We start from the raw sequence: 15,091 nt of genomic DNA, 5'->3' as shown, positions 1-15,091 counted from the left end.
CCTCCGGCTCAGTCGAGCGGCACTTCCTCGACCACGCTCTCCTCGTACCGCCACGACCCCTTGTTCCCCCACGTCTCGGCACGCAGCCCCATCTCCCCGGCGATGCGGACCGCCCGCTGCCGCGACAGGGCGGGGTAGTCCTCCGGGTGCGGTGTGATGTAGCCACGATGGTCGACGGGATACGTAGGCAAGGCCTCGCGTGGCTTCTCTTCCTGCTCCTCCTGCCTGGCACGAGCCCGGTGTTCGGGGGGTGCCTTCTTCCACCGGTCCCGCCGTCTCGCGGCGTCCGATCTCCGCTTCTGGTCAGGGGTTTCCGGCGCGGTTCTGTTTGCGGTAGTGGTCCAGGACGTCCTGACGGAGGAGGTGGGCGAAGCCGGACGCCTCCAGGCGGAGGGCCAGTTGGGGCTCGGTCAGGCCGAGGGCGGTGGCGGTGGCGGGGAGGTGCCAGTCGTGGGCGGCGAGGTGCGTGAGGAGGTGGCCGCGGCGGACCTGGCTCTCCGAGAGGCGGAAGGTCTTGAGGTAGACGGTCCGGCCGTGTTCGTCGGTGATCGCCTCGCCGATGTGGTTGTCCTGCTTGGGGCGGAACGGCGGCAGGAAGCGGGAGAGGGTGAAGCGGCCCATGCGCCGGACCAGTTGCCAGGTGCTCGGCTGGTCCAGCAGTCCGGCCGCCATCGTGGTGTCGTGGAAGTCGGCCCACCGCGCCGTCTGTTCCGCCGCGGCGTCCCGCAGGTCGGCGAGCGTGCGGATCCGGGTGTCGGGGATGCGGGCGCGGAAGTCCGTGACGGGAGGCATCAGGGTGGCGTAGTGGTGCACCAGGTCGCCGTAGAGGTCCTGGAGCAGGGTCGGGTGCAGGGTGCGGTAGTCCTCCGGGTGCGGCACCACGAACGCCGCGGCGGGCGCGTCGGCCAGATGGATCAGCATGCCGCACTGGCCCGGGTGGATCTCGAAGACGCGCAACGCGTCGGCCAGTCCAAGTACTTCGGTGCCGAGGTAGGCGGCCTCGACACGCGGGGAGAGCCCCTGACGCACGGCTCGGTGCGACCAGTGCTCCCAGGCGACGGCGGGACCGCCGAAGTGAAGTGCGAGATAGCCCTCCAGCGCGAGGTGGAGCGGCAGGAAACGCAGCCGGTGCCGGGCCTCCCGGCGGGCCGCCCGGCGGTGGAAGTGCAGTCGTGCGAACCCGACTTCCTGCTCGGGCCGCCCGTCGGTCAGCTGTGTTCCGTAGGCCGCGGCGGGTGAGCCGTCCCCGGTCCAGTCGGCGACGAAGCTGTGCGGGACGTAGGAGCAGTAGCTCCGTCCCCGGCCCAGGTCCACCTCGCCCGGTCCGTCGTGGATTCGCGGGTGCAGGCGCAGGTCCTGGATCGGCTCGGCCCGTACGAGCGGCACCAGCCGTACGGCGCCCCACACCTGCGCGGGGCGGGTCTCCAGCCCGTCGAGCAGTCCGTGCGGTGTCATCGGGGGTTCCTCTCCGCCCGCCGGTCCGCGGCGGCGGTGAGCCGCGCCGCGCGGGAGTCCAGGTAGGCCGTCAGGTCGGCCAGGCCGGTCCGGCCCTCGGCGAACTGCGCGATCTCGACGAGCGCGGGCAGGTCCTCGGCGTCGCGGATGCCCGCCGTCGGCACCCGTGCGGACAGCCGGCGCACGTCGAAGTCCTCGGCGTCGTACACGGGGTTGAGGTGCACCACGCTGGTGCGGCGGGCCGGATCGAGGCGGGTGCGCCAGGTCCGGAGCACCTCACCCGCCAGCCCGGGAGGAGAGTTGTCCCAGCCGTCGGAGACGATCACCAGACGTTCCGGTGCCGTCTCCAGGCCGTCGAGGATCCGCTCACCCAGCGGGGTCGGGCCGACGGGGTGGGCCAGGAGCGCGTCGCCGCGGCCGGAGGTCCACAGCCCGGTGTAGTGGCCGGCGAGCGCTTCGAGCAGGTAGTGGCAGGCCAGGGCGACCGCCAGCGGCCGGCGCCGCTTCACACCCGAACCGGAGGAGGAGAAGCTGTCGTCCAGGACGGCGGCCACCCGGCCCCAGGTTCCCCGGTGCCGGCCCGCCGTCCGAAGGGCGGCCGTGCGCAGCGCGCCGGTCAGCTCCTCGCGCCGGGCGACCCGTTCCGGTGCGGTGAGGGAGAGCACGTACCCGGCGAGCCGGGTGAGCGGCATCCGGGACAGGTCGGCCGCCACCGCCCGCGCCGCCGCGGGACCGTGCTGCCGCGCCGCCTCCTGGAGCCGCAGCGTCTCCAGGCGGGTGAGCCGGGGGGCGATGCGTTCCAGGAACACGCCGCGCGGTATGCCGTGCCTGGCGGCGAAGCCCTCCGCGACGGTGTACGGGAGTTCGTAGAGCACCGCCTGCTCGTAGTGCGCGCGCCGCCAGGCCTCCAGGATCGGCGTGTCGTAGCGGGCGCGGCTGTGCGGAGCGAAGAGGAAGGCGCCGAGTTCGGCGTCGTCCGGCGACAGATGCGCGTGCCGCAGCGCCCGCTTGAGGCCGTTGCGGTACTTGACGGCGTCGAGGGCCGGATCGGGTCGGGCGGCCAGCCAGTCGCGCAGCAGGGCGCGGGTGCGGCGGTTGTTCACCCCGGAGCGGCGCAGGGCGCCGAAGAGTCCGTAGACGCGCTGCGGCGGCAGCAGCGCCAGCCGTCCGGCGATCAGCCGGCCCTCGCTGCGGCGCTGGTCCGCGGTGGCCTCGCGGGCGGTCTCCAGCAGCCGGCGGACGATCAGCGCCGCGTTGTGGTCGTTGATGTCGAGGGCGAGCACGCCCGCGTAGAGGTCGCGGTAGTTGCCCAGCGTGTAGGCGTGCAGGAAGTCGAGGGAGAGCCGCTGGGCCGCCGCGTCGGAGCGGAACTCGCGCTGGCCGGTCGCGGTGATCGCGGCGTTGACGAAGAGCAGTACGTCCTCGGCCGCGATCGGATCCCCGGACGACTTCATGCCCTCGTCCATGCCCTCACCCGTTCACTCGCGGCCCCCTGCCGGGGCTGGTCGGCACTCCCTTGCCGGGGCCGGCCGGGGAATGGGGGCACGAGCTGCGAATCATTGCTTCATAGGCAGGTTCCGGAAGTCGCACCGAAGTCCCGCGGCCGGCACCGGGACCGTAACACGGCGCGGGTCGCGGGCTCGGAGGAGTTTCCCCTGGCCGGAGGGGCCCGGGACGGCCGCGGGCCCGGGAGGCGCGGTGCCGGACCTACTGCCGGTATCCGCCGAGGAACCGGCCGATCCTGCTGATCGCCGTGTCCAGGACGTCCGCGTGGGGGAGCGTGAGGATGCGGAAGTGGTCCGGGGCCGGCCAGTTGAAGCCCGTGCCCTGGACCACCTGGATCTTCTCGCGCAGGAGGAGGTCCAGGACGAACTTCTCGTCGTCGTGGATCCGGTGGACCTTGGGATCCAGGCGGGCGAACGCGTACAGCGCGCCCCTGGGCTTCACGCACGTCACGCCCGGGATCTCGTTGAGCTTCTGCCAGGCCACGTTCCGCTGTTCGTGCAGCCGGCCGCCCGGTGCGGTCAGTTCGCGGATGGACTGGCGGCCGCCGAGGGCGGCCTGGATCGCGTACTGGGCGGGGACGTTGGCGCACAGGCGCATGGAGGCCAGCATGGTCAGGCCCTCCAGATAGTCCTTCGCGTGCTGCTTGGGGCCGGTGACCACCAGCCAGCCGGAGCGGAAGCCCGCCACTCGGTAGGTCTTGGACAGGCCGCAGAAGGTGAGCACGACCAGGTCCGGGGCGAGCGCGGCGGTGGAGTGGTGGACGGCGTCGTCGTAGAGGATCTGGTCGTAGATCTCGTCCGCGAAGACCATCAGGCCGTGGCGGCGGGCGAGGTCGCAGATGCCCTCCAGGACCTCCTTGGGGTAGACCGCGCCGGTCGGGTTGTTGGGGTTGATGACGACCACGGCCTTCGTACGGTCGGTGATCTTCGAGGCCATGTCGTCCAGGTCCGGGTACCAGTCGGCCTGTTCGTCGCACAGATAGTGGACCGCCGTGCCGCCGGCCAGCGTCGTCACGGCCGTCCAGAGGGGGAAGTCCGGTGCGGGCACGAGGATTTCGTCGCCGTCCTCGATCAGTGCCTGCACAGCCATCGAGACCAGTTCCGAGACGCCGTTGCCCAGGAAGACGTCGTCGACGTCCACCTCCAGGCCGAGGTTCTGGTAGCGCTGGGCGACGGCCCTGCGGGCGGAGAGGACGCCGCGCGAGTCGGTGTAGCCGTGTGCCCGCGGAAGCATCCGGATCATGTCCTGGAGGATCTCCTCCGGTGCCTCGAAGCCGAACAGCGCGGGGTTGCCGGTGTTCAGCCGCAGCACGCTGTGACCGGCCTCCTCCAGCGCGTCGGCGTGCTCGATCACCGGGCCGCGGATCTCGTAACAGACCTCGCTGAGCTTGCTCGACTGCCGGAACTCCATGCGCCGCTTCCCTTCCGGTAACTGGTCTTGCTTGGTTTTACCAAGCGGGAGCTTGGAAAGTCCAACAACCCGTCTACACTGCGTCGCATGTCACCTCGCCGTAGCTACGACCAGTTCTGCTCCGCCGCCCGCGCGCTCGATGCCGTCGGCGACCGCTGGACCCTGCTGATCGTCCGGGAGCTGCTGGCCGGTCCGCGCCGGTACACCGATCTGCACGCCGACCTGCCGGGCGTGAGCACGGACATGCTCGCCTCACGGCTGAAGGACATGGAACGGGACGGGCTGACGACCCGGCGCCGGCTGCCGCCGCCCGGAGCCGTCCACGTCTACGAACTCACCTCGCGGGGGCGTGAGTTGCTGCCGGTACTGCGGGCGCTCGGGGAGTGGGGGCGGACGGAGCTGGGGGAGCGGCGGCCCACCGACGCGCTGCGCGCGCACTGGTTCGCGCTGCCCCTGCTGCGCGCCCTGGAGGAGGCGGGGATCGGGACGGGCGTCGTCGAAGTCCGGCTGGAGGAAGGCGACTTCCATCTGTGGCTGGGAGCCGTGGAGGGCCCGCTCTACGGGTGCGGACCCGCGCCGGTGGAGCCGGACGCCCGGCTGGCTCTCGACTCCGTCACGTGTACGGCCGTCAGCCGCGGGGAGTTGGGCCTGGTGGACGCGGTACGGGACGGGCGCGTCGAGGTGGGCGGGGACGGCTCTGCGGCCAAGGCGTTGCGCGGGGCATGAGAGAAGGCCCGCCCCAAAGGAGGAGCGGGCCTTCCGAGGTGCCGTCGGGCGGAACTGCCGTCAGACGCCCGGCGGTATGCGCGACGGGCGTCCCGAGCCGCGCGTCAGCGCGTACCCGCCGATGCCCGCGAGCGCGGCGAGCAGGCCGCCGATCCCGGTCCACACCCATCGGTCCGACCACCAGGTGGAGGACCAGCCGCCGTCCGGCTCGATGCTGGACAGCACGGCCGACTTCTTCGAACCCTGGTCGTCCTGCGAACCGCTGCCGTCCTGCTCGGACTTGACCGCGATGCCCGGGGTCAGCGGCTGCGCGAGCGAGCCGTCGACCGCCGCGGCGCCGCCGATGTCCTTGGAGTCGGCCCGCACCTCGGCGCTCACCGGCAGACCCAGGTCGGAGGCGGGCAGACCGGCCGCCATGAGCCGGATGTAGTACGTGCCCGGCAGCGGGTCGTTGGCCCACGGTTCCGACCAGGCCCGCACCGTGCGCAGCACGCAGGCGAGTTCGACCGAGGCCGTGCCCTGTGCGGCGGTGCGGGTCTGGGCGCCGTACTGGCAGGACTGGCGGCGCCGCAGACCGTCGTAGACGTCGATCTGCCAGGTCTGCGAGGCGTGCGCCTCGGGCAGCTTCACCGTCGCCTTGACGGTGGGGCGCTGCCCGGCGTCCGCGGCGAACGACCAGTACAGGTAGTCGCCGGTGGAGCCGCTGGCGGTGGCCTGCTGCCCCTGCTCGATCTCGGTCGCGCTACGGAACGAGGTGCCCGCCTGGCTGGGCGCCCCGCTGTCGCCGGACGGATCCGCCGAGGGTGACGAGTCGGCTGCCGCGGGGCCCGCGGCCAGCCCGAGCGCCAGCAGAGCGGCGCCCAACACACGGGTGATACGCATCAGTTCGTCCTCCAGATTGCGACCCGCCAACGCGACACCCAGCCCCACAGCAGGCCCGCGACGAAGCCGGTGAGCACCAGCGCGCCGAGCAGCCACCAGCCGCGGCCGAGACCGAAGGAGGCCACATCGCTCGACTTGCCCGGACCGTCCACCACGTCGACGGTCAGCTCCAGCGGCAGACCCGGCGTGGTCTTCACGCCGGAGGCCGCCGAGAAGGCGTTGGTGATCTGAAGGCACACGGTCTCGGCCGGGGCGCTCTCGTCGTCGCTCTCCGGCTTCGGGTAGCGCAGACCCGTGGAGATCACGTCCGTACGGCCGTTGCCCGCCGCCTCACCGCGCACGATCTCCCGGCCGCGCTCCGTCACGGCCCGCACCAGCAGGCCGTAGTCGGTGTCGACGGCCCGGTCCGCGGCGACGCTCACCGAGGCCCGCAGCTCCTGGCCGGGGTTGACGTCCACCCGGTACCAGCGCTGCTGTCCGAACTCCTCACGGTCGGTGTAGAGGCCGGACTTGAGCGTCGGCGCCTTCGCGCACTCGGTGGCGCCCTCCGTGGCCACCGGCGTCACCACCGGGTCGGCTGCCCGGTCGACCAACTGGCCGACTCGGTCGCTGAGTTCCTCCTTGTGCTGTACGGAGGTGTAGGTGCCGCCGGTCGCCTCCGCGATGCAGATGAGCTGGTCGCGGGTCTTGGCGTCCGGCACCAGGCCGAGGGTGTCGATGGTCAGCCCGATGCCCTTGGCCGCGATCTCGCGGGCCACTTCGCACGGGTCCAGCGGCTGACAGGTGTCCTCGCCGTCGGTGATCAGGACGATCCGGCGCATGCCGTTGCCGCCGTCGAGGTCCGTCGCCGCCTTCTGGAGCGCCGGTCCGATGGGGGTCCAGCCGGTCGGCACCAGCGTCGCCACCGCGGTCTTGGCCTCGGTGCGGTTCAGCGGGCCGACCGGGTAGAGCTGGGCGGTGTCCTTGCAGCCCGTCTTCCTGTCGTTGCCGGGGTAGTTGGCCCCGAGGGTTCGGATTCCGAGCTGGACCTCCTCGGGGGTCGCGTCGAGCACCTCGTTGAACGCCTGCTTGGCCGCGGCCATCCGCGTCCCGCCGTCCATGTCCCGGGTCCGCATGGAGCCGCTGACGTCCAGGACGAGTTCGACCTTCGGGGCGTCCTGCCCCTCCATCTCGTCGGCTACCGCACCGGCGGGAAAGGCCATCCCGGCCGTCAGGGCGGCGAGCAGAGCACAGACTCCCGCCGCCAGCCGTTGTCTTGTGATCATCGGCGGATCTTATTGATCGGACGTGCCGGGGACCAAAACGAGCGGGTTGGGCAGCCCGGTCCACTGGTCGCCGGGTGTGCCGGGAGACAGCCGCATCAGCGTCAACGCCTTGGCCGGAAGCGGCTGTTCGCACAACGCCACGAGGTCCGGGGTGCGCGGCAGGTCCCGTACGGCCGGCTCCAGTGCCGCCCGCAGCGCGGCCGCCGATCCGGCCGTGCCCGCCAGCGCGCCCGCCACCAGCGAGCCGAACAGCTTGCGGCGCAGGGCGGTCGGGTCGTCGGTGAGGTTCCGGGCGGGCAACTCCGGTACGCCGATGCCGTGGCGGGTCAGGCGGGCCGGACTGATCCGGATGTCGGCGAGGTCGCGGTAGACCAGCCGCAGCGGGGAGCCGGATTCGGACAGCACGACGAGCAGGTTCTGGCCGTGTGCCTCCAGGGCCACCCCCAGCTCCAGCAGACGCAGTCCGACGGTCAGCGCCAGGCGTGTGAACTCGCCCGTCCAGGCGGGTGAGTCGGGCAGGTCCGTGGTCGGCAGCGCCGCCACCGGCACCACGTGCTCCCCGGATGCGGCGTACGTCCCGGGCGACTCGCGCCACAGAGCCGCCAGATCGGGGGAGCCCGAGGTGGCCGCGCCCAGAGTGCGGGTGATGTGCAGCAGGCCGTCCGTGCGGGCCGCCAGGTCCACGGCGAAGTCCGACAGGGCGGCGGAGGCGGTCACCGAGCCGACCGAGATGTCCCGGACCGAGGACGTCAGCCGGGCGCTGAGCGAGGTCTTGACGTGGAGCCCGCCGGGCACGGCCAGGGTGCGCAGCGACAGCAGCGGACGGGCCGCGAGGGCACGTTCCCCGCGCGGCTGCTTGAGCACATGCGCCGCCTGCCAGGGGTGCACGGGGATCAGCAGCCGCCCGCCGTCCCGCAGGTCACTCGGCCACGCCCCGCTCACCAGGCACTCCCGCTCCGGCACCGGCACCAGGCCCAGCTCGACCGACGGCCGGTGCTCGGGCCCGTACGCGAGCTGCTCGGCGACTGAGAAGCCCGGCCGGGAACGGCAGTTGGGGTGGAAGGGGTGGCCGTCGACCACCCGCTGCTCCCACTGCCAGTCCGCCACCGGCCACTCCTCGCGGTGGGCCTCCTCAACGGGTGGCTGATCGGCCCGCGACAGCGCCAGCGAGGCGACACTGTGCCCGAGTTCGGCGGCGAGCGAGTCGCCGTGCGGCACGGCGAGGTCCCTCATCAGCCGCGCCGGATCGTCGTGGGCCGCCCCGGCCAGACGTACGGCCGTGACGTACGCGGAGGTGGCGTACGGGTCGGACGGCGGCCCCTCCAGCCGGCGGCCGTCGCGCAGCCGCAGGACGAGCGCGTCCCGTGTGCGCTCCCGGCCGGTGATCCACGGCAGCGGCTCGTGGGCGAGCGCGCGCCACAGCCGGGTCAGTACGGCGGCCCGCGCGTCGTGCAGCCGCGCCGCGTACCGTGAGACCAGGTCGGGCCGCACGGCGGCCAGCTCCTCGGCGACCTCGGTCTCGGTGGCTGGGGGACGGTGCACGGTCGGACTCCTCCGATAGCGGGCGGGCGTCAGGTCGGCGCGTGCCGGGCAGACATACTGATCACCTTCGCACCGTGTGGACTTATGGACCGAACGGACCGAGTAAAACGCATGGAGCTCACGCCCCCCACCGACGACGTCGCGGAGCGCGCCGACGCGTACGCGGCCGCGCCCCTGCTGAACTGCCTGATCCGCGAGGTCGCGCGGCCGTACCCGGATCCGGGCGGCCGGCGGACGTACCGGCTGCCCGGCGGGGACCGGCTGCTGCGCGTGCGCGACGGGCGGCGGCCCACCGCGCCGGAGGTGTACGCGGAGGGCGGCTGGCAGCGGATCGACCACCCGGAACTGGTCAAACTCGTGGCGGAGGAGCTGCGTCGGCACACGGGCCTGTCCAACGACGAACTGCCCGCCGAGATGATCGACAGCCGGGAGGCGGTGGCGGCGCTGCTCGCCGCCCGCGACCGCGCGCCGGTGCCCGAGGGCCCGTACATCCGGTCCGAGCAGGCGCTCGTCACCGGCCACCCGTACCACCCGGCGCCCAAGGCGCGTGGTGGCGGCCCGGCCGCCTCCTGGCTGCCGTACGCGCCCGAGGCACACGCCCGCTTCCCCCTGGTGCTGCTCGGGGTGCGCGAGGACCTGGTCGCCGAGGAGGGCGACACCTCGGCGCTCGACGCGCTGGGCCTGGCCCCGCCCGGCTACCGGCTGCTGCCCGCCCACCCCTGGCAGCTCGAACTGGTGGGCCGCGACCTCGCCGAGGCCTTCGCCGACGGACGGCTGCTGCGGCTGGGCACGACGGCCCGGTCGGTGTGGCCCACGGCGGCCGTCCGCACCGTCCACGTCCCCGGCACGGACCTCTTCCTGAAGTTCAGTCTGGACGTGCGGATCACCAACGACGTGCGGCGGTTGTGGCGGCACGACCTCGGCAGGCTGCGCCGCACCGACACGGCGGTCGCGACCGCCTTCGCCCACCTGCCGGGCCGGGCGGCCTGGCTGTCCGACCGCGGCTACCGCACCGCCGCCTTCGCCTTCGAGGAACTCGCCGTCGTCGTCCGCGACGGACTGGGCGAACACCTGGTGCCCGGCGCGACCCCGCTGCTCGCCGCGGCCCTCGCCGAGGGCTTCGACGGCAACCCGCTGGACGGCCCGGCGGACCCGGCGCTGTGGTGGGAGGCGTATCTGCGCCAGGTGATACCCCCCGTCCTCGGCGCCTTCGCGCGGCACGGTGTCGTCCTGGAGGCCCATCTGCAGAACTCGCTGATCGCCGTGGACGCCGCCGGCCTGCCCGTGCAGGCACTCTTCCGCGACGCGGAGGGCGTCAAGCTGCTGCCGGACGTCTCCCGGGCCGCCGGATGGGAGCGGCTGGTGTACTGCCTGGTCGTCAACCACCTCAGCGAGATCGCCGCCGCCCTCGCCGAACGCCACCCGGGTCTCGACCCCTGGCCCGCCGCCCGCCGTGAACTCGCCTGCCACGACCTGCCCGAGGCCGCCGCCCTGCTCACCTCGCCCACCGTGCCCGGGAAGACGAACCTGCTGCTGCGCTGGACGAACGCCGACGGCGCCGCCGCCCGCTATCAGCCGCTGCCGAATCCGCTGGTGAGCGCCTGGATCCCAGGCTGACCCCCGGCGGGTCCGTGTCCGTGGCCGTCAAGGCCGGTGACCTGGGGACGTCGAACTCCCCGCCGATCCGCGGTTCGTCGCGAAGGCCGTCGCCGAGCAGCAACGATGAGTTTCCGAACGCCGCACCTTCCCCTGCCGCGACCAACTGCTCACCCATTGGTTTCGAGATGAGGAAACCCTCGTTGCCCGCCGTTCACTTTCCGGCGCTGGGATGCGGGACGGAGCCGCAGCGTCCGCAGGACCTCTGGCCTGGTGTGCCGTGGCCTCCCCCCCCCGGCGGCGCCGACGATCCGGAAGCGTCCCGTTGAACGAAAGTCTGTGGATGTCGACACCCTGTTCGCGGTGTGCTGCGCCCTCGCGAGCCTGGGCGGCCCCGCCCGCTTCACACTCGGCTGACGGCCTCCCGCCGTTCCTCTCTGAACGGGTGTCACCTCGCCAACCGGCCGACGCAAGGCGCAGCCTGCCGCCGCACCCATCGGATCGGCTCACCACCGGTCATGTCGCCACGCGCACGGGGCGTCGGGCGCGCCGGGTGCCGGATAACAGTTTGCCAAGCGTTTTAACCCCCGGCCTTTTTTCAGACGTATCTATGCGCGTAGCTTGAGCGCTTGCCAGGCCCTGGCCGTCGACAGCGGATCCGGGTCGGTCGGCGCATCCCCACGCGCCCTCATGCTTTCCCGGCTCCCAAGGAGACCCTTCCTGTGTCGAACTCCAGCGCTGAAACGCCCCGCCCCGCAAGACACCGCGCGACTTCTCTGCGCAAGCGTCTGATACCCCTGGCGATCACCGGCTCGGTCGTGCTGGCCGGAGTGGGCGTCCACTCCGCCTTTGCGACCCCGTCGGCCGACGCCGTCATATCCGAGGTCTACGGAGGCGGCGGCAACTCCGGCGCCACCTTGATCAACGACTTCATCGAGCTGGCCAACGCCGGCTCCGGCTCGCTGGACCTCTCCGACTACAGCGTCCAGTACTTGTCGGGCAACCCCGGCCCGACCACCAAGTGGCAGGCCACCCGCCTCACCGGCACCCTCGCCGGCAACGGCCGTTATCTGATCCAGGAGGCCGCAGGCACCGGCGGCACCGCCGCACTGCCCACCCCGGACGCCACCGGCAACATCAACATGTCGGGCACCACCGGCACCGTCGCGCTGGTCAAGGGCACCGACCTGCTGACCTGTGTCACCGCCGAGGACTGCGCCGCCGACCCCCGCATCAAGGACCTGGTCGGCTTTGGCACCGCCGTCGTCCGCGAGGGCTCCGGCCCGGCCGCCGGCGCGAGCAACACCGCCTCGGTCGCCCGCAAGACCCTGGTCGACACCGACGACAACGCGGCCGACTTCGCCGCGGGTGCCCCCACCCCGGAGAACTCCGGCGGCCAGGGCGGCGGCTCCGGCGGTGACCCCACGCCGACCCCGACGCCGACCCAGACCGCCCCCGCCGACGCGATCTCGGCGAAGATCCACGACATCCAGGGCACCAACCGGCGCTCCCCGCTGTCCACCAAGAACGTCAAGGACGTCACCGGCATCGTCACCGGTGTCCGCACCACCAGCACGTCCTCCACGTCCAAGGGCTTCTGGATGCAGGACCCGAACCCGGACAACGACCCCCGCACCAGCGAGGGCATCTTCGTCTACACCAGTTCCAACCCCACGGTGAAGGTCGGCGACAGCGTCACCGTGTCCGGTGTGGTCACCGAGTACTACCCGGGCGGCTACGACACCGGCATCCAGTCGACGACCGAGATCATGAAGCCGACGGTCACCGTGCTGTCCAGCGGCAACCCGCTGCCGGCCCCGGTCGTCCTCGACAAGAACAGCATCCCCGCCGCGTGGTCCCCGAAGGGCGACAGCACCGGCAACACCGAGTACCTCGACCTCGAGCCGACCAAGTACGCCCTGGACTTCTACGAGTCCCTGGAGGGCATGAACGTCCAGATCTCCGACGCCCGCGTCGTCGGCGCCACGGACGCCTACCACGAGATGTGGGTCACGGCCGACCCCGACCACAACAGGACCAAGCGCGGCGGCGTCTACTACCCGTCGTACGACGACCCGAACGTGGCTCGCCTCCAGGTTCAGGCGATCAACACCACGGACCCGTTCCCGAAGGCGAACGTGGGCGACGAGCTCACCGGCGTCACCGAGGGCCCGCTGGACTACAGCCAGTTCGCCGGCACCTACATCCTCGCGGCCCGCCAGCTCGGTACCTACAAGGACAACGGCCTCAAGCCCGAGGTCACGAGCGAGGCGAAGTCCAACGAGGTCACCATCGGCACGTACAACGTGCAGAACCTCGCGCCGAGCGACCCGCAGGCCAAGTTCGACCGGCTCGGCCACAACCTGGTGACGAACCTCCGCGCGCCCGCCATCGTCGGCGTCGAGGAGATCCAGGACAACAGCGGCGCCATCGACGACGGCACCGTGGACCCCGACAAGACGCTGGCCAAGCTCACCGACGCCATCGTCGCCGCCGGCGGCCCGCGCTACGAGTACCGTCAGATCAACCCGGTGAACGACAAGGACGGCGGCCAGCCGGGTGGCAACATCCGCACCGTCTTCCTGTTCGACCCGAAGCGGGTCACGTTCGTGGACCGGCCCGGTGGCGACTCCGTCACCGCCGTCGACGTCGTCGGCAAGGGCAGCGACACGCACCTGTCCGTCTCGCCCGGACGCATCGCCCCGACGGACGAGGCCTGGAACAGCAGCCGCAAGCCGCTGGTCGGCGAGTTCCTCACGAAGAACAACAAGAAGATCTTCGTGATAGCCAACCACTTCAACAGCAAGGGCGGCGACCAGAACGTCGCCGGCCGCATCCAGCCGCCCGTCCTCAACTCCGAGATCCAGCGGAACAAGCAGGCCACGCTGGAGAACGCCTTCGTCAAGAAGCTCGAGGCCGCCGACCCCAAGGCACTCATCGTCTCCCTGGGCGACTACAACGACTACCAGTTCTCCTCCGCGATGAAGACCTTGACCGGTGACGGCAAGCAGCTCACCGACCTGGTGAACACCCTGCCGGCGAACGAGCGTTACTCCTACGTCTTCCAGGGCAACTCGCAGGTGCTGGACCACATGATGGTGAACCCGAGCATGCTGAACCACGTCACCTACGACGTGGTGCACATCAACTCCGAGTTCGCCGACCAGGTCAGCGACCACGACCCGCAGGTTCTGCGTGTGAAGCCGTAAGGCTGACACAGGCCCGCCCGCTCCCGCGCCCAGTGCAGCGGGGGCGGGCGGTCCTGTGTGCACATGTCCTGACGCACGGGCACCTGCGGCGCCGGACAGGTCCCAGGCGTGACCGCCACTGCCCGCGGCCCCTCTTCCGGCGCCGGTCTCTCACGTGGCCGCGAACCGGTCGAGTGCCGCGATCGTCAGCGCGGCGATCGCGGGGCGCAGGGCGCTGCCGATGTGGGGGGCGAAGTACGGGGAGTGGTTCGGGGCCGGGGGTGGTGAGGCGTCAGGGCCGTCGGCCGTTGCCCGGCGCCATTCGTCCGGGCCCACCACGCCCAGCATCCAGTAGACCAGCGGGATTCCGTGCTGCCCGTGGACGCCGGCTCCGGCGTCCCCGAACAGCGGGAAGTCCTCCGTGGCCATCGATCCCGGCCAGGGCAGAACCCGTCCGGGCCCCAGGAGTCCGGTGTGAGCGCGCCGTATCGAGTCGGTGGTGTCCGGGTCGCACCGCAGGGCCGCCGAGCGGGAGGTGACGGTCACCTCGGGCTCTCGGGGGGCGCCCGTGGCGGCGCTCTCGGCGAGGACGATGCGGCGCACCGCGGTCAGCGCCCGGTCGAGGGACGCCTCGCTCGACGCGCGGACCCCGACGCCCAGTTCGGCGCGGTCCGGTATGACGTTGGCGGCCGTTCCGGCCCGCAGCGTGCCCACGGTCAGGGTCACCTGGTCGGCGGGCGCGGTCTCGCGGGCGACGATGTTCTGGAGCCGGGTGACGACGGCGGCCGCGGCGACGACCGGATCCACCGCCAGATGCGGAGTGGCGGCGTGACCGCCCTGTCCGTGCAGCACCACCTCGAGCACCGCGCCGGCCGCCGCCATCGGCGCCTGCCGCGCCGAGTGCGCGACCGTGCCGGAGGGCAGCGGCGCGGCATGCTGGGCGAGGACGACGCCGGGGCTGCCGAACCGTTCGTACAGTCCGTCGCGCAGCATGGCCTCGGCCCCGCTGAGCGTCTCCTCGGCCGGCTGTCCCACCACCACCAGGGTGCCCCGCCATCGGTGGGACAGGCGGGCGAGCAGGTCGGCGGCGCCGGCCGCGGCGGCCAGGTGCAGGTCGTGGCCGCACGCGTGCATGGCGTCGTTGCGGCTGGCGTACGGCAGCCCGGTCCGCTCGCGCATCGGGAGCGCGTCGAGCTCCGCCCGCAGCCAGACGCGGGGGCCGTCCCCGTTGCGGAGCACGCCGACGACGCCGTGGCCGCCCACCCCCTGGGTGATCTCGCAGGCCGCCGCCGCGAGTCGCCGGCCGAAGCGGTCCGCGGTGCGGGCCTCCTGTCCGGACGGTTCCGGATGCGCGTGCAGGTCCAGACAGAGGGAGAGAGCGGGGCGCAGAACGTCCCCGGCGCGGGTGAGCAGGTCCTCCCCGCCCGGAGGCGGGTCTTGATCGGTCACGAGCGGGGCGTTGTGGCCGGCCCGTGCCGGGACCGGGGCGTGGGGGGACGGCGGGTTCATGGGCGGACTCCG

11 protein-coding genes are annotated in these 15,091 nt (G+C 72.3%); 3 read left to right on the top strand and 8 right to left on the bottom strand.

What is annotated here, in order from left to right; all coding sequences use genetic code 11:
* Positions 1-8 precede the first annotated feature (8 nt).
* The 4 genes from TNCT6_RS05045 to TNCT6_RS05030 form a co-directional block, all read right to left on the bottom strand.
* Positions 9-191 carry a hypothetical protein gene (locus TNCT6_RS05045; RefSeq protein ID WP_141356973.1) on the bottom strand — a complete coding sequence of 61 codons (183 nt, stop codon included), beginning with the start codon at positions 189-191 and terminating at the stop codon, positions 9-11.
* A 112-nt stretch (positions 192-303) separates the two neighbouring features.
* On the bottom strand, positions 304-1,455 hold the full coding sequence (locus TNCT6_RS05040; protein WP_141356971.1) for a hypothetical protein: 1,152 nt from the start codon (positions 1,453-1,455) through the stop codon (positions 304-306).
* Positions 1,452-2,921 carry a hypothetical protein gene (locus TNCT6_RS05035; RefSeq protein WP_373996151.1) on the bottom strand — a complete coding sequence of 490 codons (1,470 nt, stop codon included), beginning with the start codon at positions 2,919-2,921 and terminating at the stop codon, positions 1,452-1,454. The genes TNCT6_RS05040 and TNCT6_RS05035 overlap by 4 nt, the downstream gene beginning before the upstream one ends.
* 241 nt (positions 2,922-3,162) lie before the next feature.
* Positions 3,163-4,371 carry a pyridoxal phosphate-dependent aminotransferase gene (locus TNCT6_RS05030; RefSeq protein ID WP_141356969.1) on the bottom strand — a complete coding sequence of 403 codons (1,209 nt, stop codon included), beginning with the start codon at positions 4,369-4,371 and terminating at the stop codon, positions 3,163-3,165.
* An 87-nt stretch (positions 4,372-4,458) separates the two neighbouring features.
* Between TNCT6_RS05030 and TNCT6_RS05025 the strand changes: the two genes are divergently transcribed.
* A complete protein-coding gene (locus tag TNCT6_RS05025) occupies positions 4,459-5,097 on the top strand; it encodes a helix-turn-helix domain-containing protein (protein ID WP_141356967.1) in 639 nt (212 codons plus the stop codon).
* 60 nt (positions 5,098-5,157) lie between these two features.
* Here TNCT6_RS05025 and TNCT6_RS05020 read toward each other — a convergent pair whose 3' ends face one another.
* From TNCT6_RS05020 to TNCT6_RS05010, 3 genes are read right to left on the bottom strand one after another with little or no spacing between them, the layout of a single operon-like run.
* Positions 5,158-5,979: a hypothetical protein gene (locus TNCT6_RS05020; RefSeq protein ID WP_141356965.1), complete on the bottom strand. Its 822-nt coding sequence runs from the start codon at positions 5,977-5,979 to the stop codon at positions 5,158-5,160.
* Entirely contained in the window at positions 5,979-7,244 is a 1,266-nt protein-coding gene (locus tag TNCT6_RS05015) for a VWA domain-containing protein (protein ID WP_141356963.1), read from the bottom strand. Before TNCT6_RS05015 ends, TNCT6_RS05020 begins: the two co-directional genes overlap by 1 nt.
* Positions 7,245-7,253: 9 nt before the next feature.
* Entirely contained in the window at positions 7,254-8,786 is a 1,533-nt protein-coding gene (locus TNCT6_RS05010) for an IucA/IucC family protein (protein WP_141356961.1), read from the bottom strand.
* Positions 8,787-8,897: 111 nt separating this feature from the next.
* Between TNCT6_RS05010 and TNCT6_RS05005 the strand changes: the two genes are divergently transcribed.
* Positions 8,898-10,403, top strand: coding sequence for an IucA/IucC family siderophore biosynthesis protein (locus TNCT6_RS05005; RefSeq protein ID WP_141356959.1), 1,506 nt, complete (start codon positions 8,898-8,900; stop codon positions 10,401-10,403).
* A gap of 701 nt (positions 10,404-11,104) precedes the next feature.
* Positions 11,105-13,591 carry a lamin tail domain-containing protein gene (locus TNCT6_RS05000; protein WP_308789461.1) on the top strand — a complete coding sequence of 829 codons (2,487 nt, stop codon included), beginning with the start codon at positions 11,105-11,107 and terminating at the stop codon, positions 13,589-13,591.
* Positions 13,592-13,741: 150 nt separating this feature from the next.
* On the opposite strand, the gene TNCT6_RS04995 is transcribed toward TNCT6_RS05000, so the two are convergent.
* On the bottom strand, positions 13,742-15,079 hold the full coding sequence (locus TNCT6_RS04995) for an amidohydrolase (RefSeq protein WP_141356957.1): 1,338 nt from the start codon (positions 15,077-15,079) through the stop codon (positions 13,742-13,744).
* Positions 15,080-15,091: the final 12 nt, after the last annotated feature.

The organism is Streptomyces sp. 6-11-2 (assembly GCF_006540305.1).
Taxonomy (GTDB): domain Bacteria; phylum Actinomycetota; class Actinomycetes; order Streptomycetales; family Streptomycetaceae; genus Streptomyces.
Note: the sequence above shows the minus strand (reverse complement) of the source record. Positions and strands in the feature narration are given on the sequence as shown.